Below are 22,498 nucleotides of genomic sequence, written 5' to 3'. Positions count from 1 at the left end.
AAGGCGGGGAGAAGGTGCCCGATAAAGGCGTTTCGACGCTTCGCGTCGAAACGCCGGAGGCGGATGAGGGGCTTCGCGCTCTTGATGCAGTTCTCGATCTCACCAGCAAATTTGTGCCGCTCTCAGGCACCGCGAAGCCCCTCATCCGGCGCTGGCGCGCCACCTTCTCCCCGCCTTCGCGGGGAGAAGGTGTGGATCCGCCGGCTCAGAAGCTCGCAAGCCACCTCTGGTTGGCGCCGCCGTGGCACGGATATATCTGTATCGGTGTATTGTCGGCATTGCCGCCGCCGGTGATGTCCATGCACATGTCGCTGTACAGGCGGAATTCCTGACTCGTCGAGTGCGTCCAGAGCTGGTTGTCCGACCCGGTGCAGGAACCGACGATCAGGCGCGCGCTGCGCGAGCCCGTGGGTCCCCATGCCTGGACGTCGCTCGCGCGTGCTTCGAGGCAAAGGCCGTTCCAGCCCCGGATCGTGCCGTTCGGCAGCTGGATCCAGCTCTGGTTGGCACCCATGTGACAGGGAAAGAGCTGAACCGTTGCGTCATTCTGGTTGATGTCCAGGCACTTGCCCCCGGTTCCCACGATTGCCGTTGCGATCTCGACGCGAGAGACCTTGCCGTCGAGGTTGCCCTGGTCGTTGTAGCGCGCAGTGATGACACTGTCGGAGAAGGCGCCATCGGCGAACTCGAAGGTCGGGACACAGTAGGATGAAGAGGTCGTCGCGCGAACCTGTATCTCACTGAAGTCGTCATTTCGGCGACCGCCGGAATTGTCGAAGACCCGTATGATCGTCCCGGCGCTGACGCGATCGAGGCGAAGCGAACGCGCGTCGTCGTTGTCGAACGTATCTGAAGCCGAATCAGTGAAGTCGACCGTGTTTCCGGATCGATCCGTCAGCCGGCCGGCGCTGTCGCCATGGCATCCATTGCGCTTGTGAAATTGGACATTGCCCGACGGCCGGCAGATGCCCGGGCCATTCAGGCCGTTGTCGTCATCCCGCAGCGGGATCGACCTGGTCTCGCAGACACCGGTCGCGGGGCAGGTTGTAGCGGGACTGCAATGGGCCAGATCGGCGCAGAGGAAGGAGCCGTTGGCAAGGTGAATGCCGACAAGGGCTGCGCCGAGCGGACAGGCCGGCACACCGGCCCGCCGAACCGGCTGGGTCACGAACAAGCGGCGCAAGGTGTCAATCCTTCCGAAGCTCGCGCACAGGAAGCTGTTCGTCGCCGCGCCGAATCCGGTCATGAACTGGCCCGAGCCACACCAGTGCATCGGGCTCCCGGTATAGCGGTGGTAGATGCCGGTATTCGCATCCGGTGGCCAGACATTGAAACGGCCGCCCGCCGGAGCGTCCACCGCTTCACCGGTGATCCATCCGGGGCCGTTCCCGACATACCCTGTATCGCAGAGCAGGCTGTTGCTGGCGGCATCGAAGCCTGTGACGATGGCGTGCAGCGGACACGCTGAAACACCCAGGCGAACCGTACTGCCGGCGGGAACCACCACCTCTACGGCCCACCCGGGTGACGCGCCGCAGGCGATGGCAAAGGCCAGGAGCGGGCGGAAAATTCTGGCGCGCATCTCGATCTCCCTTCGATGGAGTTTTGATCAGCACGGACTTGGTCCAGCCATAGCGCCAGTAGGCCCGGTCCATTCACGATCAGCTATCCACCCACCGCACGCGCTATCCGGATGCCGCCGGAAACATGAGAACTCGCGCGGATTTGAGGGGGGGCTTGCTCACATGGCCCGGCGAATGGGAGATCGCTTGTTTATGCGAGCCGGAGAATGCGCTAATATTATGAGAGGGCGCGTGCCGATATTCGGTCGATCGGATGACACGATTCGCGCATCACCTGCCGTTGGCACGGCATTGCGTCTTTGAGAGCACCGCCGCCGACGAGATCCAGGCCTTCCTGGCCAGGAAGCGCTACGATCTGCGGGTCGGCGGCGCATGGCTTGGCGGCTCGCTTGAAGCGCGGATCAACGCGGTCTACCTGCCCAACATGTACATTGGCGCGCTCGCCTATGGCCGACCTGTCGAGATTTCCAGTCAACCCGACCGCGCCGACTACGCCGTGCAGATCCCGCTCGCCGGCGCGTTCGAGGCGCGCACCGGCAACATTTCTCATTCCATAGGGCGCCGGCACGTAGCCGTAGGCTCGCCCGGCCGTGACCAGACCATCCGGTCGGAACCTGATTGTGCGCGTTTGACGATCTCCATCGGCCGTGATGCGCTGGTCAGGCAGCTTTCGGCATTGATCGACGACACGGTCAACGAAGCGCCGGTCTTCGCCACCGCGATGACGCTCGACGACCCGTATGTGGCCAACGTCGTCAGCTTGGTCCGCTGGGCCGTGGCGGAACTGGACCGCAGTCCTTCCCTGCTGCACAACCAGCTCGCTGCGGCGCAGTTCGAGCAGTTCTTTGTGACGGCCTTGCTCCTGGTGCAGGACAGCAGCTGCCGGCGGCGGCTGGAAGCACCGCCGGGGGCCGGCATCTGCGTCCGCAGCGTGAAGCGTGCCGTCGACTACATCGAAGCGCATGCCGCCCTGCCGTTGACCATGGCCGATCTGGTCGCCGTATCCGGTGCGGCAGGGCGCACGCTCTTCAAGCATTTCCGCATGAGCAAGGGCACGTCGCCGATGGCTTATCTGCGGATGGTCCGGTTGCAGAAGGCGCGCGAGGAAATGCTTCGCCGCGATGGTGCAGACACCGTCACCGAAATCGCCCTGCGATGGGGCTTCGACCACCTCGGTCGCTTTGGTGCCGAGTATCGGCGGCGCTACGGCGAAACCCCATCTGCGACGCTGCGCCGGCGGCGATGATCACCACTGCCGACCGACACGCCCCCGCTGTGACAAGGCGGATCGTCATCGGGATTTATACAGAGGACACCGCAATGAGGAGGTGACTTGGCACGCGATGCACAACTAGTCTCGGCTACTCGCAACACGGCTGCCAGAGCGCCCGATGCCTCAGGTTCTGTTCCGTAACGTGTCGCTACTGGACCCGCGCTGGGAGGAAGCGCGCGGTGGCCACGAGGTGCTGGTCGAGGACGACACGATACGCGAGGTGTCCGATCGGCCGATCCGCGCGCCCGTCGCGCGCGTGGTCGATGGCGGCAAGCGGACCCTGATGCCCGGCCTGATCGACTGCCATGTGCACACCATGCACAGCGAGGTCTATGTCAACCGGCTGGAGACGATGCCGCTCACGCTGATGGCGGCGCACGGCGCGGAACGGCTGAAGCGCATGCTGGATCGCGGCTTCACGACGGTGCGCGACGCCGGGGGAGCCGACTGGGGCATCAAGTCGGCGATCGAGGCGGGCCTGGTTCCCGGTCCGCGGCTTTTCATCTCCGGCCGCTCGATCGGCCCCACCGGCGGGCACAACGACCGCAATCGGCGCACCCAGACCGAGCCGGTGTGCGGCTGCTGCAACGCCATGGTGTTCCTGCGCAGCATCGCCGACGGCGCCGACGAGGTGCGCAAGGCGGCGCGCGAGCAGCTGCGGCAGGGCGCCGACCAGGTGAAGCTCATGGTCTCGGGCGGCGTCGCCTCGCCCTACGATCCCCTGGAAAGCCGCCAGTTCACGGTCGAGGAGATGTCGGCCGGCGTCGAGGAGGCCAAGGCCTTCGGCCGCTACGCGCTGGCGCATGCCTACACGCCCGAGGCGATCACGCGGGCCATGACGGCCGGGGTGCGCACCATCGAGCACGGCAACCTGGTCGATGCCCCGGCGGCGGCGCTGATGGCGTCGAAGGGCGCCTACATGGTGCCCAATCTGGTGGCCTATGTGGTGATGAAGGAACGCGCCGCATCCTACGGCATGACCGCCGACATGCTGGAGAAGAACGATCACGTGCTGCAGTCGGGCTACGCCGAGCTCGAGCTGTGCCGGGAAGCAGGCGTGAAGATGGGCTACGGCTCCGACCTGCTGGGAGCGCTGGAGAACGAGCAGAGCCGTGAATTCCTGATCCGCCGCGAGGTGATGCCGGCGATTGACGTGCTGCGCTCGGCCACCCTGGTCGGCGCCGAGATCGTGCGCCGGGAGGGCCGGCTGGGCATCGTCGAGCCCGGCGCCTATGCCGACCTGCTGCTGGTCGACGGTGATCCGCTGCGCGACTTCGGCTGCCTGCAGGATAGCGGCGCCCATATCCACGCCATCATGAAGGGCGGCAGGTTCCACAAGTATGCACTGTGATCCTCCCCAGCGAAGCTGGGGAGGTGGCCCGAAGGGCCGGAGGGGACCCGACGTGGTCTTCGTTGCAAAGATCACGTCGCCTCCCCATCCGGCGCTTCGCGCCACCTTCCCCACGCTATGCGTGGGGAAGGGTATGGCGTAGGCTACCCTAGCCACCGCCGGTCCGGGGAGTCCCATGCAACAGATCCTGTTCCGCAACCTGTCGCTGCTCGACCCGCGCTGGGACGACGCCCGCGATGGCTACGAGGTCCTGGTCGAGGGTGAGGCCATCAAGGAGGTTGCCGACAAGCCGATCAAGGCCGCTTCCGCCCGGGTCGTCGATTGCGGCAAGCGGACCCTGATGCCGGGCCTGATCGACTGCCACGTGCATGTGTTCCTGAGCGAGGTGAACATCCGCAACCTCGAGGCGGTGCCGCTCACCCTGATGACGGCGCGCGCCAGCGAGCTGATGCGCGGCATGATCGACCGCGGCTTCACCACGGTGCGCGATACCGGCGGCGCCGATTGGGGCATCAAGGTCGCGGTCGAAAGCGGCCTGATCGCCGGGCCGCGGCTGTTCATATCGGGCCGCGCGCTGGGTCCGACCGGCGGCCATAGCGACGGGCGGCGGCGCACCGACAACGGCGCCAGCTGCAACTGCTGCAATGCCATGGTGTATTGCATGGAGGTGGTCGACGGTGCCGACGGGGTGCGCAAGGCGGTGCGCGAGCAGATGCGCCAGGGCGCCGACCAGATCAAGATCATGTGCTCCGGCGGTGTCGCCTCGCCCTACGACCCGCTCGACAGCCTGCAATTCTCGCCGGCCGAGATCGCGGCCGCCACCGACGAGGCCGCTGCCTTCGGCCGCTATGTGCTGGCGCATGCCTACACGCCCGAGGCGATCACGCGCGCGGTCGAGAACGGCGTGCGCACCATCGAGCACGGCAACCTGATCGACGCCAGGTCGGCCGGGCTGCTGGCCTCCAAGGGCGGCTTCATGATCGCCAACCTGGTGACCTACTACACCATGAAGGAGCGCGCGGCGCAGTTCGGCATGACGGCCGAGATGCTGGCCAAGAACGACCTCGTGCTGGAAGGTGGGTTGAAATCCCTGGAGGTCTGCAAGCAGGCCGGGGTCGAGGTCGGCTACGGCTCCGACCTGCTGGGCCAGCTGCAGGTCGAGCAGAGCCGCGAGTTCATCTACCGCGCCGAGGTCCTGAAGCCGATCGAGGTGGTGCGCCAGGCGACGACGGTGGCCGCCAGGATCCTGCGCCAGGAGGGCAAGCTCGGCGTCGTCGCGCCGGGCGCGCTGGCCGACCTGATCGTGGTCGACGGCAACCCGCTCAAGAAGCTGGAGCTGTTCCTCGACCAGGGCGCCCACCTGCCGGTGATCATGAAGGCCGGCAAGTTCCACAAGAACGCGCTGGGCTGATGCACGAACAAACCGTCATGTCGAGCGCAGCGAGACATCTCCTGGGGACCGGGGCTCCCGGCGCAGGAGATCCCTCGCTGCGCTCGGGATGACGATCGGGGCGGCCATATGACTTCCAGCGCCCTCCTCGACTCCCGACGGGTGGGGCGTTGGGCGCTGAACGGCGCCGCGGGCCTGGCGCTGGCGGTCATCCTGACGCCGCTGGTCTTCGTCACATGGCTGGCGTTCTTCCGGCAGGAAATTCCGTCGTTTCCGCCCGAGGGCTATTCGCTGCGCTGGTTCGCGGCCATCGCCGATGAGAAGAAGTTCGTCGACGGCTTCTCGCTGAGCCTGCAGCTGGGCGTCATGGCGACGCTCATCGGGCTGGCGCTGGGCGTGCCGGCGGCGCTGTGCGTCGTGCGCTTCCGCTTCCCCGGGCGCGAGGCGCTCGGCAGCCTGCTGCTGCTGCCGCTCATGGTGCCGGGCGTGGTCCTGGGCACGTCGATGTACGTCTTCCACGTCGAGGCCGAGAATGCGCTCGACGTCGATGTGCTGGGCACGTTCTGGGCCCTGCTGGCCGGCCACGTCATCATCGTCATCCCCTGGGTGGTGCGCCTGGTGATGGCAAGCCTGGCCGGCTTCGATCGCACGATCGAGGAGGCGGCGCACAATCTCGGCGCCAATCCCGTCACGACCTTCTTCCGCGTCACCCTGCCGATGATCCGGCCGGGCATCGTCGCCGCCGGCTTGTTCGGGTTCGTGACCTCGTTCGGCAATCTGGAGATGAGCCTGTTCCTGGTCGGACCCGGCCGCACGACCCTGCCGATCGCCATCCTGCAATACCTCGAGTGGCGCATCGACCCCACGATCGCCGCGGTGTCGGTGCTGCAGATCCTGCTGATCGGCGGCGCCATGCTGGTCACCGACCGGTTCGTCAAGATCAGCCGGGTGGTGTGATGGCGCGCTTGCGGCTTGACCACGTCTCCAAGCGCTACGGCGATTTTCACGCCGTGCGCGATGTGACCCTGGACGTTGCCGACGGCGAGTTCGTGGTGCTGCTGGGGCCCAGCGGCTGCGGCAAGACGACGACGTTGCGCATGATCGCCGGCTTCATCACGCCGACGGCGGGCGGCGTGCATCTCGCGGACCGCGAGGTGACCGGGCTGCCGCCCTGGAAGCGCAATGCCGGCATGGTGTTTCAGAGCTATGCCCTGTTTCCCCATTTGAGCGTGGCGCAGAACGTCGCCTTCGGCCTGGAGATGCGCCGCCTGGCCAAGGCCGACATCACCACGCGGGTGGCCGAGGCGCTGAAGCTCGTGCGGCTGGACCATCTGGCCGGGCGCCTGCCACGCCAGCTCTCGGGTGGGCAGCAGCAGCGCGTCGCGCTGGCGCGCGCGCTGGCCATCCGCCCGGACGTGCTGCTGCTGGACGAGCCGCTCAGCAACCTCGATGCCAAGCTGCGCCAGGAGGTGCGGGTCGAGATTCGCGAGCTGCAGCGCCAGCTTGGCCTGACCACGGTGATGGTGACGCACGACCAGGAGGAGGCGCTCACCATGGCCGACCGGCTGGTGGTGATGAACGAGGGGTCCGTGCGCCAGATCGGCGGCCAGCGCGACCTTTACGAACGCCCGGCCGACCGGTTCGTCGCCGGCTTCGTCGGCCGCGGCATGTTCCTGACTGGCCGGGTCGAGGCGCCCGGCCGGTTCCGCACCGAAGGCGGGCTGGCGCTGGCCTGCGACGGCGGCGCCAGCGGCCCTGCCGTGCTGGCCCTGCGGCCCGAGCGCCTGGAAATCGGCCCGGCGCCGCTCAGCGGACTCGACAACAGCCTGCCCGGCACGGTGGAATTCATCTCGTATCTCGGCGCCGCCAGCGATGTGCATGTTCGCCTGTCGCCGTCGGATCGGGTCATCGTCCAGGTCGCCAACCGCGGCGGCGATGCTGCACCCGAGATCGGCGCCACGGTCCATGTCGGCTGGCCGGCGACGGCAGGCCGGCTGTTCGCCCCGGGAGGTGATCCGCCAAGCCTGTGACATTCTCGACGATCAAGGATGCAAGCAAAGACAGCGACAACAGGGAGCCCAGCATGATCGATCGTTTCGTCCTCAAGCGCCGGGCCGTGCTGCACGGCGCGGCTGCATCCGCCGGCGTCGCCGCGCTGGCGTTGCCGGCATCGGCGCAGGCCAGCAAGAAGGTGGTGGTCGGCACCTGGGGTGGCGACTACTCGCGGCTGCTGGCCAAGAACATCGAGGCGCCGCTGCTGATACCCAAGGGCTGGGAGGTGGTGAAGGACGAGGCGCAGGCACCGCCGCGCAAGTCCAAGGTCCAGGCCGAGAAGCCGCTGCGCCGCGGCACCACCGACATCCAGGCGTTGTCCGCCGGCGACATGTACGACATGGAGCAGGCCGGCGTGCTGGAGAAGGTCGACTATTCGAAGATCCCCAACGCCGTCAACCTGCTGCCCGAGATGAAGTACGCCTGGGGGCTGGGCCACATCTATTCGGGCAAGGTGATCCTCTACAACCCCAAGCTCATCGCGACGCCGCCCACCAGCTTTGCCGACACGCTCGATCCCAGGCACGGCAGCAAGCTCGGCATCATCGACATCCAGTACCAGTACACGATGATGGCGGCGGCCATGGCGTCGGGCGGCTCGATGAGCAACTACGAGCCCGGCAAGGCGCGGCTTCTGGAATGCCGCAAGGCCGGTGCGCGCATCTATCCCACCAACGAGGCGCTGGCGCAGGGCTTGAAGAACGAGGAGATCGGGCTCTGCATCATGTGGAAGGCGCGCGCCGTGCAATGGCAGAACGCCGGGATCGAGGTGCAGACGGTCGCGGCCAAGGAAGGCGTGCCGCTGTTCGTGTCCGGCTTCTGCATTCCGAAGAACGCGCCCAACAAGGAGGGGGCCTACACCTATCTCGATGCCATGCTGGCGCCCTCGGCGCAGGAGGCCTTCGCCGTCGACATGGGCTACAACCCGACGGTCAAGAACGCCAGGATGGCGCCCGATCTGCAGAAGCGTGTCGGCTTCGACGAAGCCGAGCAGGCGCGCCTGATGGATCTCGACTATGGCTACCTTTCCTCGAACGACACCGCTTTCAAGGAATGGTGGGACAAGACGTTCAAGGGGTGAGGTGAACCCTCTCCGCCCACGAGAGTGGGGGGAGAGGGAGGGGCCCACGCGAAGCGTGGGAGGGTGAGGTGGGTCGTCCGACAAGCGTGCTGTTTCAACCATGATCGAGTCCGCTGCCGGCACCCACCTCACCCTCCCATCGCTCGCGCGATGGGCCCCTCCCTCTCCCCCCGCTGTGGCGGGCGGAGAGGGGTGATTGCCATGGCCATCGCCAGCACCACCACCGCCCCCGCCGACACCGCCGCGGCCGCGCGCCTGATCGCGGCCGAAGAGCGCGGTGGCGCGCGGCTGACGGCGGCCATGCTGGTGACGCCGGCGACGATCCTGGTCGCCGTCGGCCTGCTGATCCCGCTGGTGATCCTGTTCCGCTACAGCCTCAACGAGTTCGTCACGCAGCGCAAGCTGATGGTCGAGGCGGTGACCATCGCCAACTACGCGAAGTTCTTCACCGACCCGTATTACATCAACGTCCTGGTCCGCACCCTGCGCGTCGCCGTGACCGTCACGGCGATCTGTCTCGTGCTCGGCTTTCCGCTGGCCTATGTGCTGGCGCGCACGCAGAGCCGGTTCAAGAACCTGCTGCTCATGCTGGTGGTGCTGCCGTTGTTCGTGGGCAGCGCCGTGCGCGCCGCCGGCTGGATGACCCTGTTCGGCAGCAAGGGCGCGATCAACGCCACCCTGATGGGGCTGGGCCTGATCAGCACACCGCTCGAGATCATGTACACCGAGACGGCGGTGATCATCGGCATCACCGCGGTCAACCTGCCGTTCATGGTGCTGTCGCTGCAGAGCGTGATCGAGAACATCGGCCGCGACGTCGAGGAAGCCGCTTTCAGCCTCGGCGCCCATCCGCTGGCCATGTTCCGCCGCGTGCTGTGGCCGCTGGCGCTTCCCGGCGTGCTGGCCGGCACGATCCTGACCTTCATCCTGGGCATGAACGCCTACGCCACGCCCGTGCTGCTGGGCGGCCCGAAATTCCAGATGATGGGGCCGCTGGTCTACGGCCAGTTCGCCGGCGTCAACAACTGGCCATTCGGGGCGGCGATCTCCTTCATCCTGATGACCGCCACCCTGCTGCTGACGATCGCTGCCAACCTGATCGTGCAGCGCCGCTACAGGCGGTGAAAATCTCCTCTCCCGCTTCGCGGGAGAGGAAGGGGCCCATCGCGTCAGCGATGGGAAGGTGAGGGGCCAAGGACGAGGTGGAATCAGAAGTGTCATCCCGAGCGAAGCGAGGGGTCTCCCGCGAAAGGACGCACGATGCGACATTTGCGGGAGATCCCTCGCTTCGCTCGGGATGACAGGAACTTGTATCAACACCGCAGCGCAAGGGGAGAAGAAACGGGCCTATTTCGGCGGCTTGTCCGTGAAGCGCGGCGGCGCGTTGTCGCCGAGGCAGGCCGGCACGCGCTTGGGGTCGGGCTGGTCGATGAACTGGCCCAGCAGCGCATCGGCGCAATCGTCGTTGGCGGTGACGGCATGCCCCATGGCGCGAAACTCGATGTGGCGGGCGTTGGGCAGCGTCTGCCGTGCCACCTCGGCCCAGGGCGCGGGGGTCAGCCAGTCGTAGGAGCCGCTCAGCAGCAGCGTCGGCACCTCGCTGCGCACAGGCTGCTTCTCGGCCGGGGCGGCCGCCGGCACCCGCCACACCGGGCACAGGGCCGGACCGGTATTGGCGTGCGCCACCAGGCCGTAGATGCCGGCCCCGGCAATGGCCTTCTCGCGTGCCGGGCCGTCCAGGAAGGCCGTGGTCTCGCGGCATTCGACGGAATAATAGAGGCCCGCCATCTGCTCGATCGGGGCGTCGACGACGCCGCCTTCGCTGTCTTCCAGGTCCTGGGCGAAGACCTTCAGCGCCGCGTAGCTGCCGCGCGCGGCGCGCGCGATCGTGGTCGGCAGCCGGCCGATGTCCTCGCCGCCCAGCCGCATCACATGCAGCATGATCAGCATCGCCTTCGTGCCGTCGACCGACGCCATCGGCCGGCCATTGCCCAGCTTCAGCCGCATGCGCACGGGGGTGCGGTCCAGCCGCGCCACCAGCGCCTCGAGGTCGGCGCGCAGGTTGGGATACTTGCCGGCGCACCAGGCGTCGTTGCTGCACTCCAGGAACAGCCGGTCGAAGGCGCGGCGGACCGCGTCGACCTCCTCCTGGTCGCCATTGATCTGCGGCGGATAGACCGAATCGAGCACCGCCGCGCGCACCAGCGACGGCTGCCGGCGCATCACCTCCAGCGCCCAGCGCGTGCCGTAGCTGACTCCATAAAGGTTGACCTTGGTCAGGCCCAGGGCGCGGGCGAGGTCGCTGACGTCGTCGGCCATAGCCGGCGTCGTATATTGCGTGACGTCGATGCCCTTGCGCTCCAGCTCCGCCCGGCACTTGATCATGGCCCGGCGCTCGTCCTCGACGGCATCGAAACGGCTGCCCAGCCGCGACAGCAGCGCCTTGTGGCCGGCGATGTCGTCGCATTGCAAGGCCGGGCGCGAAAGCTGGGCGCCGCGCTGGCCCAGGAAGATGAAATCACGGCTGCGGCGGATTGCCGCTGTCGAGCGCCACCAGTCGCCGTCCTTCAGCGGGTCGATCCCGGGTGCCGTGGCCGCCAGGGGAGCCTCGCCCGGTCCGCCGGCGAGATAGATCACCGGATCCGGCTCCTTGCGCGGCCCGGTCGCCTTGAGGATGGCGACCGGCAGCTTCACGACCCGGCTGTCCAGGGCCGTGCGGTTCTCGGCAACGATCAGCAGATGGCAGGTGGCGCTGGCGCCGCGCGGCGTCTTGAACCAGCATTTGTGCGGCTCCAGGCGCGTTGGCGCCGGCCGCTCCTGGGCGGTGGCGGGTGCGACAGCCGCGGCAAGCAGGCCCCAGCCCAACCACAGGCCAGACAAGGCCAAGCGCAGGCGAGGCGACAGGGAACTCATGCCGGCGCTATCGGGCTACGAGGGCGGCAAGTCAAGAAAAGTCGTCCTATCGTGAGCTCCATTTGATTGCATATGCACGTGAAGCGGCTCACATGTGCGCGCCCGGCGCGAGGCGCGGGGCTGATCGGGTGGAGGAGGGCGCATGCGGCGCGATTGGTGGGTCCCCGTGGTCTGTGGGGGTATCATTCTGACCATCGGCATCGGGGCACGCCAGAGCTTCGGCATCTTCCAGAAGCCGATCGCGGACGACCTGCAGGTAGGCCGCGAGCTGTGGTCGTTCGGCAATGCGCTCTCCATGCTGCTGATGGGGATGCTGGCGCCGTTCGTGGGTGGCGTCGAGCGCCGCTTCGGCGTGGCGCGGACCGTGGCGGCGGGCGGGGTTCTGTACGTGCTGGGCATGGTCGTCATCGGCGTGGCCACCGAGGGCGTGCTGCTGACGGTCGGAAACGCGCTCACCGGCGTCGGCATGGCCGCGGCCGGCTTCGGGCCGATCCTGGCCGCGATCAACCGCGCCGCTCCCCCTGACAAGCGCTCGCTGGCCCTGGGGATCACCACCGCCGGTGGCTCGTTCGGCCAGTTCGCCGTCGTGCCCTTCGCCAGCATCCTGCTCGAACGGCTGGGCAGCTGGCACGCCACCATCCTGATCCTCACGGCCGTGTCGGCGGTCATGATCCCGCTGGCGCTGGGCCTGCGCGAAACGCGGTCGGCCCCAGCCGCGGCTGGCGGCGCGGCGGCGCCCCAGGGCCTGCGCGAGGCGCTGAGCGAGGCCTTCGCGACGCCCGGATTCTGGCTCTTGACCCTCGGCTTCTTCGTCTGCGGCTTCCATGTCTCGTTCGTGGGGCTGCATCTGCCGCCCTACATCTCCGACAAGAGCGTCGGCATGGAGGTGCTGGGCCGTGCCATCTCGCCCACGGAGCTGGGCGGCTGGGCGATCGCGCTGGTCGGGCTGTTCAACATCGCCGGCGCCATCCTGTGGGGCTGGCTGGGCGGCCGCCATCGTCGCAAGGACATGCTGGTGCTGCTCTACTTCCTGCGGGCCGTGGCCTTCATCATCTTCCTGGTGCTGCCCTTGTCGGCCGCGTCGGTCCTGCTGTTCGCCGCCACCCTGGGCTTCCTGTGGCTGGGCACCGTGCCCCTGACCAGCGGCCTGGTGGCTCTGATGTTCGGTCCGACCTACATGTCGATGCTGTACGGCATCGTCTTCTTCAGCCACCAGGTGGGCAGCTTCCTGGGCGGCTGGGGCGGTGGCCGGCTGTATGATCTGCAGGGCAGCTACGACCTGATGTGGTGGATTTCCATCGGCCTGGGCCTGTTCGCCGCCGTGATCAACTGGCCGATCCGCGAGGCTCCGGCGGCCCGGCTTGCGGCCCGGCCGGCCTAGGCGGATAATTGCCACATGCCGACGCCGACACCCTCGACCAGCGGTCCACCGGCCGCGCTGCTGATCTCGCTCGGCGGCGCGGCGGCGGTGCTGGCGCTCGCCGCGACTTGGCTCTGGGTGACGCGCGGCGCGGCGATCCTGCTCGACCTGGGACAGATGTTCTGCCTGTGACGCCGCGTCAGAGGATGAACTTGCTGAGGTCGGCGTTCTTGGCCAGCACGCTGACGCGCTCGCGCACGTAGCCGGCGTCGATCGCGATCGTCTCGCCGCCGCGGTCCGAGGCGGTGAAGCTGATCTCCTCCAGCAGCTTCTCCATCACCGTGTGCAGCCGCCGGGCGCCGATATTCTCGACCGTGCCGTTGATCTCGGCGGCCAGCCGCGCCAGCTCGTCGATGGCATCGTCGCGGAACTCCAGCGTCACCTTCTCGGTGTCCAGCAGCGCCTTGTACTGCTTCAGCAGGCTGGCCTCCGGCTCGACCAGGATGCGCCGGAAATCTTCCTGGATCAGGCCCTTCAGCGTCACGCGGATCGGCAGCCGGCCCTGCAGCTCGGGCAGCAGGTCGGCGGGCTTGGCGAGATGGAAGGCGCCGGAGCAGATGAAGAGGATGTGGTCCGTCTTCACCGGGCCGTGCTTGGTGTTGACGGTCGTGCCCTCGATCAGCGGCAGCAGGTCGCGCTGAACGCCCTCGCGGCTGACATCGGCGCCGCCGCGGAACTCCGCGCCGCGGGCGCAGATCTTATCGATCTCGTCGATGAAGACGATGCCATTCTGCTCGACCGCCTCGCGCGCCTCGCGCAGCACCCGTTCCTGGTCCAGAAGCCGGTCGCTCTCCTCGCGCATCAGGATCTCGTAGGACTCGGCCACCGTCAGCTTGCGCTTCTTGGTGCGGTTGCCGAAGGCCTTGCCCAGCATGTCGCCGATGTTCATGACGCCGATCTGCCCGCCGGGCATGCCGGGGATCTCGAACGTCGCCGGGCCGCCGCTTTCAGCGACCTCGACCTCGATCTCGCGTTCGGCGAACTCGCCCTGGCGCAGCTTCTGGCGGAACCGCAGGCGCGTGTCGGCCGTGGCCGTCGGCCCGCACAGGGCGTCCAGCACCCGGTCCTCGGCCGCCAGCTCGGCCTTGGCCTGGACATCCTTGCGCAGCCGCTCGCGCGCCAGCTCGATGCCGACCTCGATCAGGTCACGCACGATCTGCTCGACATCGCGGCCGACATAGCCGACCTCGGTGAACTTCGTCGCCTCGACCTTGAGGAAGGGCGCGCCCGCGAGCTTGGCCAGGCGCCGCGCGATCTCGGTCTTGCCGCAGCCCGTGGGCCCGATCATCAGGATGTTCTTGGGCAGCACCTCCTCGCGCAGGGCGGCGGGCAGCTGCTGGCGGCGCCAGCGGTTGCGCAGCGCCACGGCGACGGCCTTCTTGGCGTCGTGCTGGCCCACGATATGGCGATCCAGCTCGGAGACGATCTCCCGGGGGGAAAACTCGGTCATGTCATCCTCGATACGGGCCGGGAGGGCGCCGCAGTCGCGTCACGCCATCGCCGCCCTGTCATGCTCACAGCTTTTCGACGACCACGTTGGTGTTGGTGTAGACACAGATATCGGCGGCGATCTTCATCGCCTTGCGGGCGATCGCCTCGGCATCCAGGCCGTCAATATCGATCAGGGCGCGTGCCGCCGAAAGGGCGTAGTTGCCGCCAGAGCCGATGCCGATCAGCCCTTCCTCGGGCTCCAGCACGTCGCCCGTGCCGGTCAGCACCAGGGAGGCGGACTTGTCGGCCACGGCCATCATCGCCTCCAGCCGCCGCAGGTAGCGGTCGGTGCGCCAATCCTTGGCCAGCTCGACGCAGGCCCGGGTAAGCTGCCCGGGATACTGCTCCAGCTTGGCCTCCAGCCGCTCGAACAGCGTGAAGGCGTCGGCGGTGGCGCCGGCGAAGCCACCGATGATCGAGCCGTCGCCCAGACGCCGCACCTTGCGGGCATTGGCCTTGATCACGGTCTGGCCAAGGCTGACCTGACCGTCACCGGCCATGACGACCTGGCCGTTCTTGCGCACGCTGAGGATGGTGGTGCCGTGCCACACCGGCATTTGGGAGTCGGACATGGGACCTAGATAGGAGCAGTCCCGCCGGATTGAAAGTCCCTCGACGCAACCGAGTCGTGGCCCCCTACGCCGCCGCCTTTCGGGCCTGCGCGCGTCAGCCCCGGGCCAGCTGCTTGAAGAACGCGGTGCTGGCGTCGTCGACCGGGAAGAACGTCTCGATGCGCATCTCCTGCAGCGTGACGTCCTGCGGCGTGCCCACGGTCGAGATCGTGGTCATGACGCGGATGTCCTTGCCGTCCTTCCTGAAATGCAGCGGCAGGATGGGCAGGACGGTGTCGTCGGGCCGTGCGTCGCGCCACGATGCCGGCATGTCGGGATAGCTGGACAGCTCGTCCAGGAACGCCTTGGCGTCGGCATCCAGCCCGTTCAGCGCCAGCTCGGCGGCGGTGCGCGTGACCAGGTAGTGCGCGACCTCGGGCCAGTTCACGATATAGGGGCGCAGCCCGTGCGGCGACAGGGTGACGCGCATCAGGTTCACCGGGCCGGCGACGGCGCCGGCGTTGGCGCCCATCAGGAAGCCGATCAGGCGGCTCGTCGCCCCGTTGCCCAGCACCACGTTGAACAGGCGGTCGATGACGATGGCGGGGTAGGGCTCCTGGTGGTTCAGGATGAGCTCGATCGCCTTGCGCACGTCGGTCAGCTCGGGCGCCTCCAGGTTGCCCTGCCGGTAGACGGGCGCGAATCCGGCGGCCAGCAGGAGCTGGTTCTGGTGCCGCAACGGCACATCCAAGGACGTCGCCAAGTGCATCACCATCTCGCGGCTGGGGCGGGCGCGGCCCGATTCGAGGAAGCTGACATGCCGCTGGGACACGCCGCTGCGCAGCGACAGCTCGAGCTGGCTGGCGCCGCGGCGGCGGCGCCAATCCCGCAGCAGCAGGCCGAAGGGAGCGCGTTCGGCGCCGGAGGGAAGATCGGCTGCAATGCTCATCGTACCCGTCCACCATAGAGCGGACATCGCCGCGTCGAGGAACGCGCAATCCTTAACATGGCGGCGCCGCTTCCTCGATTATTCCGCACGTAATTGCGGGCACATCATCCGTGGCGCCATATCCGCGGTGTCAATCGATGGAGGTGCAGATGACGAACGGAGCTTCGACTGGACTGCTGCGCACGACACTGATGGCCAACGTGGTGTTCTCTGAGCTGTCGGGCGTGGCCATGCTGCTCTTCGGCGGCAGCCTCGCCGCCGCGCTGGTGCCCGGCCTGGGCTCGGCGGGGCCCTGGCTGGTCCGCGGCCTGGGCGCCGGCCTCGTGGTGTTCGCCTTGCTGGTCTGGCGGGTGGCGCGGTCCGCGGCCCCGTCGGTGGGCCATGTCCACCTGATCATCGTGGCCGACATCCTGTGGGTCGCGGCCAGTGTCGATGCGCTGGCCTTTGCGTCCCATACCTTCACCGGCGCTGGTGTTGCGGTGGTGGCCACGGTTGCCGCCATCGTGGCGGTCATCGTGATCTTCGAGCATCTCGGCCTGGTCCGCGCCGTGACAGCCCGCGGCCACGCCGCCGCGTGAGCGCGGTGATGCCCGCCCCGGGGCCGGTCGCGGCCCCGGGGCGGGCCGGCGTCTTTGCCGCGCCAGATATGGGGTACTCCCGCCACCCCCCATCTGTTACAAGGGCGCCCATCATGGGAATCCAGCAGATGTCCGCAGGCGCGGTTGCGCGCACCGCCACGGTGTCGCGCAAGACCAAGGAGACGGAGATCGAGGCGTCGATCAACCTCGATGGCACCGGCACATATGACGTGTCGACCGGTATCGGCTTTCTCGACCATATGCTCGAGCAGCTCTCCAAGCACTCGTTGATCGATATCCGGCTGCAGGCCAAGGGCGACCTGCATATCGATTTCCATCACACCACCGAGGACACTGGCCTGGCGCTGGGCGAATGCCTGAGCAAGGCGCTGGGCGATCGCAAGGGCATCCGCCGCTACGGCAGCGCCCTGATCCCGATGGACGAGACCCTGACCCATGTGGCGCTGGATGCGTCGAACCGGCCCTACCTGATCTGGAAGGTGAATTTCACTCGGCCCAAGCTGGGCGAGATGGATACCGAGCTGTTCAAGGAGTGGTTCCAGGCCTTCGCCCAGACCGGCGGGCTCACCCTGCATGTCTGGAACCAGTACGGCGAGAACAACCACCATATCGTGGAAAGCAGCTTCAAGGGCTTGGCGCGGGCGCTGCGACACGCCGTCGAGATCGATCCGCGTGCCATGGCCGCGGTCCCGTCCACGAAGGGCGTGCTGTAGCGTCGGTGCCGACCGGCACGCCTTCGTCTTCCACCAGTCTCCCGACTTTCCGGTTGCTGCCATGTCCACCGTTGCGATCGTCGATTACGGATCCGGCAATCTGCGCTCGGCCGCCAAGGCCTTCGAGCGCGCCGCGCGCGAGGCCGGCACCGGGCATGCGGTGCAGGTCACCAGCAGTCCACGCGACGTCGCGGCCGCCGAGCGCATCGTCCTGCCCGGTGTCGGCGCATTTGCCGATTGCCGGGCCGGGCTGTACGGCGTGCCGGGCATGGTCGAGACCCTGCAGCGCGAGGTGATCGAGCGCGGCCGGCCGTTCATCGGCATCTGTGTCGGCATGCAGCTGATGGCCTCGCGGGGCGTCGAGTACGGCGTGCACCAGGGCCTGGACTGGATCGCCGGCGACGTCGTGCGGATCGAGCCGGCCGATGCGGCACTGAAGATCCCGCACATGGGCTGGAACGAGCTGCGCGACCTGGCGGCCCATCCGGTGCTGGCCGGCATCGCTGCCGGCGACCACGCCTATTTCGTGCACTCCTACCATCTGAAGGCGGCCAAGCCGGGCCAGCGTCTGGCCGTCGCCGACTACGGCGAGCCGATTGCCGCTGTCGTCGGCCGCGACAACATGGTCGGCACCCAGTTCCATCCGGAGAAGAGCCAGGCCACGGGCTTGCGCCTGATCGCCAACTTCCTGCGCTGGAAGCCCTGACCCGGGCGCCTGTGAGTCATCCTATTGTCAGACGCCTCGCCCAGACGGGTGTGGCCGCGGCAGAGGGGATGGGATGATGGCCGAAGATCGGATGCAGGCGCTGGCCCAACAGCTCATGAACACCAAGCTCGACGAGCTTGGTGCCCTGGAACGGCGCGTGCTGTCGCATATCGCCCGTGACGCGCATATCAGCCGTGATCTCGACGAGGAGTTCAGCGAGAAGCTCACCTGGGGCCAGCGGCTTGCCGATCAGGTCGCGCTGTTCGGCGGCTCGTGGACGTTCATCTCGCTGTTCGCTGTCTTCCTGATCGTTTGGGCGGCCGTCAATTCCGTGCTGCTGGGCGAGAAGGCCGCCTTCGATCCCTATCCCTACATCTTCCTCAACCTGATGCTGTCGATGCTGGCCGCGATCCAGGCGCCGATCATCATGATGTCGCAGAACCGGCAATCCCAGAAGGATCGCCTCGATGCCCGCCATGACTACGAGGTCAACCTCAAGGCCGAGCTCGACATCATGGCGCTGCACGACAAGCTCGACGATATGCGCACCCGCCATCTCACGGAGATGGTCCGGCACCAGGAGGAGCAGATCAGGCTGCTGCGCCAGCTCCTGGGGGCACGCGGCGCTGGCGGCGCGCCAACGCAGGCATAGGCCTGCCTGCTCAGTCGTTGGCGCGGATGAAGTCGCGCACCTGCGGCATGATCTGCTCGCGCCAGCGCCGGCCGTTAAAGATGCCGTAGTGGCCGACGCCCTTCTGCTCGTAGTGAACGCGCTTGTCGGCCGCGATGCTGGGCGTGAGATCGTGCGCGGCGCGCGTCTGGCCGAGGCCCGAGATGTCGTCCAGCTCGCCCTCGACGGTGAGCAGGCCGGGCTTCGAGATCGCGGCGGGATTGATCTTGCGGCCGCGCGAGACCCAGACGCCGCGCGGCAGCTGGTGCTCCTTGAAGACGACCTGGATGGTCTGCAGGTAGAACTCGGCCGTCAGGTCCATGACCGCCAGGTACTCGTCGTAGAAGCGGCGGTGGCTCTCCGCCGGATCGCCGTCGCCCTTCACCAGATGCTCGAACTGCCGCATATGCGAGTTGATATGCCGGTCCAGGTTCATCGTGATGAAGCTGGTGAGCTGCAGGAAGCCGGGATAGACGCGGCGCATGAAGCCCGGGAAGCCCCAGGGCACCGACGAGATCACGCTCTGCCGGAACCACATCATCGAGTTCCGCATCGCCAGGTCGTTGGGCACGGTCGGGCTGATGCGGGTATCGATCGGCCCGCCCATCAGGGTGATGGTGCTGGCCTGCATCGGGTCATTGGCGTCGGCCATGAGGGCGGCGGCGCCCATCACCGGCACGGATGGCTGGCAGACCGCGATCGCATGCGCCCCCGGCCCGATATAGCGCAGGAAGTCGACGACATAGTCGACATAGTCGTCGAGGTCGAAATTGCCCCAGGTCAGAGGGACCTCACGGGCATCGGTCCAATCGGTGATGAAGACCTCATGCTCGGGCAGCAGCGCCTCGACCGTGCCACGCAGCAGGGTGGCGAAGTGGCCCGACATCGGTGCCACGACCAGGACCTTGGGATCGTTGCGCGGCGCCAGCCCGCGCACGTCGCGGCGGAAGCGGACGAGCTGGCAGAACGGCTTGCGCAGGATGATCTCTTCGTTGACGGCGACCTCGTGCCCGTCGACCACCGTCGTGGCAAGGCCGAATGCCGGCTTGCCGTAGTTGCGCGTCAGCCGCGAGACGATCTCGGCGCTCGCCGCCATCGACTTGCCGAACCAGGTTTCCGACATCGGATTGGTCGGGCTGCCGTAGAACTCCTCGATCATGTCGGCCGCCCAGCGCACGGGCTGGGAGAGCTGGCGGTTGGCGACATACAGTGAATAAAGCATGGTCCCCGGCTTCCTGCGCCTGATCAGCTAACGCGAAGAGACCTTCGTGACAGCATGGTCTCTCGGGAATCAAGCGCTCATTCGCAGGACAAGCTTACCTGAGCCGATCTCGAAGTCACGGGGAATTTTGGCAATGCACAATGGAAAAATATGAGAGAATTCAACACATTGCGCGAGAAGCGGCAATATGCTTGAGCGACTGCGGGAGCTACATCAGGGGCTTGATCGCAGCTGCGATATCCTCGGCCCGGCTCTGATGGGTGAAATGCTTGACGAAGCGGCCGCGCTTGTCGAGCAGGTAGAAGATCGATGAATGGTCCATCAGGTAGGGCGCGCCGTCCTTGCCCTCGACCTTGCGGTAGTACACCCGGAAGGCCTTCGCGGCGGCTGCGATGTCATCGGGCGAGCCGGTCAAGCCGACGATGGTCGGTCCGAAATTGCCGACATAGTCCTTGAGCACGGCCGGGGTGTCGCGCTCCGGGTCGACGGTGATCAGCAGCATGTTGACGTTCTTGTCGGCGTCCTTGCCGAGCTGCTCGACCGCGGTCTGCATCAGCAGCAGCGACGTCGGGCAAACGTCGGGGCAATAGGTGAAGCCGAAATAGATCAGGGTCGGCTTGCCCTTGAAATCTGCCTCCGTGACCCGCTTGCCGTTATGGTCGGTCAGGGTGAACGGCCCGCCGATGGTGGGACCACCGCCGGAGTCCTGCGAGAATTGGACGCCGATCCAGCCGGCGAAGCCGATGAGGACGACGATCCAGGCGGCGAGGGCAAGCTTGGCATTACGCGACATGGCAGCAACATGGCCGGCACGCTGGTTGTCGGCAAGCCCGGTGCGCCGTCCTACCGCATGGGGCGCTGGCGTCGTCGTGATGCGCCGGCGATGGCGCGGTGACGCCGCGATCCTCCTGCGCTATTGAGCCTCCATGGCCGTGACGATGGGGAAGGCATGTTCTACGACGCACGCAAACGTGATCATGGGTTCAAGGTCGATCCGCTGAAGGCGCTGATCGTGCCGCGTCCGATCGGCTGGATCTCGACAGTCGATGTCGAGGGGCGGGTGAACCTGGCGCCATACAGCTTCTACAATGCCGTCAGCGAGTTCCCGCCCATGGTCTATTTCGCGATCACCGGCACGTACGGCGACACGCCCACCAAGCATTCGCGCATGAATGCGGAGGCGACCGGCGAGTTCGTGGTGAACATGGTGAGCGACACGCTGAAGGAGCGCATGAACGTCACCACGGCAATGTTCGCCTACGGCATAGACGAGATGAAGGAGGCCGGGCTGACGCCGGCGCCCTGCCAGTACGTCAAGCCGCCGCGTGTTGCCGAATCGCCGCTGGCGCTGGAGTGCAAGTACTGGAAGACCATCGAGCTGCCGATCGAGCCGGGCAAGGAGTCGACGCCCGGCTCGATGGTGCTGGGCCAGGTGGTGGGCATCCACATCGACGACTCGATCTTGAAGAACGGTCGCGTCGATGTGGCCGCGTTCAAGCCCGTCGCCCGGCTGGGCTACAGCGAGTACACCACGACGGACAGTGTCTGGGCCATGCGCCGACCCGACGACCCCCGCTACCAGTGATGCTTGCGCCCGGGGTGACGGGAACCCTCAGAATGTCTTGGCGCCGTTGACGGGCAGCAGCACGGCATAGAGCGACGTGGTGGCGCAGATGAACAGGCGATTGCGCTTGGGGCCGCCGAACACGACGTTGGCGACGCGCTCGGGCACGAGCACCTTGCCGATCAGGGTGCCGTCCGGTTCGTAGCAATGCACGCCGTCGCTGGCGCTGGTCCAGATGCGTCCGGTGTCGTCCAGGCGGAAGCCATCGAACGGGCCGGCCGTGCAGGTTGCGAACAGCCTGCCGCCCGCCAGCTTGCCGTCGCTGCCGACATCGAACACCCGCATGTGCGGCGGGCCGTCGGAGCCGGTCGAGGTGCCGGTGTCCGAGATGTACAAGCGCCGCTCGTCGAGCGAGAACGCAAGGCCGTTGGGGCGCACGAAGTCATCGGCGACAATGCGGCACTGTCCGGTGGCCGGATCGACGCGGTAGACGTGACAGGCGCCGATCTCGCTCTCGGCCTTGTGCCCTTCGTAGTCGGTGTCGATGCCGTAGGCCGGATCGGTGAACCAGATCGAGCCGTCGGACTTCACCACGACATCGTTGGGGCTGTTGAAGCGCTTGCCTTCGTAGCGGTCGGCGATGACGGTGATCGAGCCGTCATGCTCGGTGCGGGTGACGCGGCGGTTGCCGTGCTCGCAGGAAACGAGGCGGCCCTGCCGGTCGATGGTATGGCCGTTGGTGTAGCCCGCCGGCTGGCGGAAGACACCCGTGGTTCCCGTCGCCTCATCCCAGCGCAGCATGCGGTCGTTGGGGATGTCGCTCCACACGAGATAGCGGCCGGCCGGGAAGTATGCGGGTCCCTCGGCCCAGCGGCACCCTTCATAGAGGCGCTCCAGACGCGCCGTGATGCGGACGCACGCCTTGAAGCGGTCGTCGATGATCTCGAAGTCACTCGGCAGCATTTCCTTG

22 protein-coding genes are annotated in these 22,498 nt (G+C 67.1%); 14 read left to right on the top strand and 8 right to left on the bottom strand.

Going from position 1 to position 22,498, the window contains the following annotated elements; translation table 11 throughout:
- Window positions 1-205: 205 nt before the first annotated feature.
- A complete protein-coding gene (locus tag FHP25_RS02250; RefSeq protein WP_147845262.1) occupies window positions 206-1,582 on the bottom strand; it encodes an RICIN domain-containing protein in 1,377 nt (458 codons plus the stop codon).
- 254 nt (window positions 1,583-1,836) lie between these two features.
- Between FHP25_RS02250 and FHP25_RS02245 the strand changes: the two genes are divergently transcribed.
- The 7 genes from FHP25_RS02245 to FHP25_RS02215 all read left to right on the top strand — a co-directional run bounded on the left by FHP25_RS02245 (window position 1,837) and on the right by FHP25_RS02215 (window position 9,855).
- Window positions 1,837-2,829, top strand: a complete 993-nt coding sequence (locus FHP25_RS02245) for an AraC family transcriptional regulator (protein ID WP_147845261.1) — start codon at window positions 1,837-1,839, stop codon at window positions 2,827-2,829.
- A gap of 145 nt (window positions 2,830-2,974) precedes the next feature.
- The gene (locus FHP25_RS02240) at window positions 2,975-4,207 is read left to right on the top strand and encodes a metal-dependent hydrolase family protein (protein WP_147845260.1); all 1,233 of its coding nucleotides are present in this window, start codon (window positions 2,975-2,977) and stop codon (window positions 4,205-4,207) included.
- 175 nt (window positions 4,208-4,382) lie between these two features.
- Window positions 4,383-5,618, top strand: a complete 1,236-nt coding sequence (locus tag FHP25_RS02235) for a metal-dependent hydrolase family protein (RefSeq protein ID WP_147845259.1) — start codon at window positions 4,383-4,385, stop codon at window positions 5,616-5,618.
- Window positions 5,619-5,726: 108 nt separating this feature from the next.
- Window positions 5,727-6,554 (top strand): ABC transporter permease, encoded by an 828-nt coding sequence (locus FHP25_RS02230; protein WP_147845258.1) that lies wholly within the window; start codon window positions 5,727-5,729, stop codon window positions 6,552-6,554.
- Entirely contained in the window at window positions 6,554-7,627 is a 1,074-nt protein-coding gene (locus tag FHP25_RS02225) for an ABC transporter ATP-binding protein (RefSeq protein ID WP_147845257.1), read from the top strand. Before FHP25_RS02230 ends, FHP25_RS02225 begins: the two co-directional genes overlap by 1 nt.
- 53 nt (window positions 7,628-7,680) lie before the next feature.
- Window positions 7,681-8,730: an extracellular solute-binding protein gene (locus FHP25_RS02220; RefSeq protein WP_147845256.1), complete on the top strand. Its 1,050-nt coding sequence runs from the start codon at window positions 7,681-7,683 to the stop codon at window positions 8,728-8,730.
- 201 nt (window positions 8,731-8,931) lie between these two features.
- A complete protein-coding gene (locus tag FHP25_RS02215; protein WP_178133218.1) occupies window positions 8,932-9,855 on the top strand; it encodes an ABC transporter permease in 924 nt (307 codons plus the stop codon).
- A 222-nt stretch (window positions 9,856-10,077) separates the two neighbouring features.
- Here the strand turns inward: FHP25_RS02215 and FHP25_RS02210 are convergent, their stop codons facing one another.
- On the bottom strand, window positions 10,078-11,643 hold the full coding sequence (locus FHP25_RS02210) for an alpha/beta hydrolase (RefSeq protein WP_147845255.1): 1,566 nt from the start codon (window positions 11,641-11,643) through the stop codon (window positions 10,078-10,080).
- Between the two features lie 142 nt (window positions 11,644-11,785).
- On the opposite strand from FHP25_RS02210, the gene FHP25_RS02205 reads away from it, so the two are divergent.
- Window positions 11,786-13,024, top strand: a complete 1,239-nt coding sequence (locus tag FHP25_RS02205; protein WP_147845254.1) for an MFS transporter — start codon at window positions 11,786-11,788, stop codon at window positions 13,022-13,024.
- 15 nt (window positions 13,025-13,039) lie between these two features.
- The gene (locus tag FHP25_RS40600) at window positions 13,040-13,195 is read left to right on the top strand and encodes a hypothetical protein (RefSeq protein WP_178133217.1); all 156 of its coding nucleotides are present in this window, start codon (window positions 13,040-13,042) and stop codon (window positions 13,193-13,195) included.
- A 7-nt stretch (window positions 13,196-13,202) separates the two neighbouring features.
- On the opposite strand, the gene hslU is transcribed toward FHP25_RS40600, so the two are convergent.
- From hslU to FHP25_RS02190, 3 genes are all read right to left on the bottom strand, one after another.
- Window positions 13,203-14,513, bottom strand: coding sequence for an ATP-dependent protease ATPase subunit HslU (gene hslU / locus FHP25_RS02200; RefSeq protein ID WP_147845253.1), 1,311 nt, complete (start codon window positions 14,511-14,513; stop codon window positions 13,203-13,205).
- 64 nt (window positions 14,514-14,577) lie between these two features.
- Window positions 14,578-15,126 (bottom strand): ATP-dependent protease subunit HslV, encoded by a 549-nt coding sequence (gene hslV / locus FHP25_RS02195; protein WP_147845252.1) that lies wholly within the window; start codon window positions 15,124-15,126, stop codon window positions 14,578-14,580.
- A gap of 94 nt (window positions 15,127-15,220) precedes the next feature.
- Window positions 15,221-16,054 (bottom strand): helix-turn-helix domain-containing protein, encoded by an 834-nt coding sequence (locus FHP25_RS02190; RefSeq protein ID WP_147845251.1) that lies wholly within the window; start codon window positions 16,052-16,054, stop codon window positions 15,221-15,223.
- A gap of 149 nt (window positions 16,055-16,203) precedes the next feature.
- On the opposite strand from FHP25_RS02190, the gene FHP25_RS02185 reads away from it, so the two are divergent.
- From FHP25_RS02185 to FHP25_RS02170, 4 genes are all read left to right on the top strand, one after another.
- Window positions 16,204-16,632 (top strand): hypothetical protein, encoded by a 429-nt coding sequence (locus FHP25_RS02185; protein ID WP_147845250.1) that lies wholly within the window; start codon window positions 16,204-16,206, stop codon window positions 16,630-16,632.
- 128 nt (window positions 16,633-16,760) lie between these two features.
- The gene (gene hisB / locus FHP25_RS02180) at window positions 16,761-17,366 is read left to right on the top strand and encodes an imidazoleglycerol-phosphate dehydratase HisB (RefSeq protein WP_147845249.1); all 606 of its coding nucleotides are present in this window, start codon (window positions 16,761-16,763) and stop codon (window positions 17,364-17,366) included.
- 61 nt (window positions 17,367-17,427) lie between these two features.
- On the top strand, window positions 17,428-18,072 hold the full coding sequence (gene hisH / locus FHP25_RS02175) for an imidazole glycerol phosphate synthase subunit HisH (protein WP_147845248.1): 645 nt from the start codon (window positions 17,428-17,430) through the stop codon (window positions 18,070-18,072).
- Between the two features lie 73 nt (window positions 18,073-18,145).
- A complete protein-coding gene (locus tag FHP25_RS02170; protein WP_147845247.1) occupies window positions 18,146-18,724 on the top strand; it encodes a DUF1003 domain-containing protein in 579 nt (192 codons plus the stop codon).
- Window positions 18,725-18,734: 10 nt separating this feature from the next.
- Here the strand turns inward: FHP25_RS02170 and FHP25_RS02165 are convergent, their stop codons facing one another.
- Together FHP25_RS02165 and FHP25_RS02160 are read right to left on the bottom strand one after the other, a co-directional pair.
- Window positions 18,735-19,964: a polyhydroxyalkanoate depolymerase gene (locus tag FHP25_RS02165; RefSeq protein WP_147845246.1), complete on the bottom strand. Its 1,230-nt coding sequence runs from the start codon at window positions 19,962-19,964 to the stop codon at window positions 18,735-18,737.
- Window positions 19,965-20,172: 208 nt separating this feature from the next.
- On the bottom strand, window positions 20,173-20,757 hold the full coding sequence (locus FHP25_RS02160) for an SCO family protein (protein WP_147845245.1): 585 nt from the start codon (window positions 20,755-20,757) through the stop codon (window positions 20,173-20,175).
- Between the two features lie 156 nt (window positions 20,758-20,913).
- On the opposite strand from FHP25_RS02160, the gene FHP25_RS02155 reads away from it, so the two are divergent.
- Window positions 20,914-21,549 carry a flavin reductase family protein gene (locus FHP25_RS02155; protein ID WP_147845244.1) on the top strand — a complete coding sequence of 212 codons (636 nt, stop codon included), beginning with the start codon at window positions 20,914-20,916 and terminating at the stop codon, window positions 21,547-21,549.
- A gap of 27 nt (window positions 21,550-21,576) precedes the next feature.
- Here FHP25_RS02155 and FHP25_RS02150 read toward each other — a convergent pair whose 3' ends face one another.
- Window positions 21,577-22,491: an SMP-30/gluconolactonase/LRE family protein gene (locus FHP25_RS02150; RefSeq protein ID WP_147845243.1), complete on the bottom strand. Its 915-nt coding sequence runs from the start codon at window positions 22,489-22,491 to the stop codon at window positions 21,577-21,579.
- Window positions 22,492-22,498 lie beyond the last annotated feature (7 nt).

It is taken from the genome of Vineibacter terrae, assembly GCF_008039615.1.
GTDB lineage: Bacteria > Pseudomonadota > Alphaproteobacteria > Reyranellales > Reyranellaceae > Vineibacter > Vineibacter terrae.
Note: the sequence above shows the minus strand (reverse complement) of the source record. Positions and strands in the feature narration are given on the sequence as shown.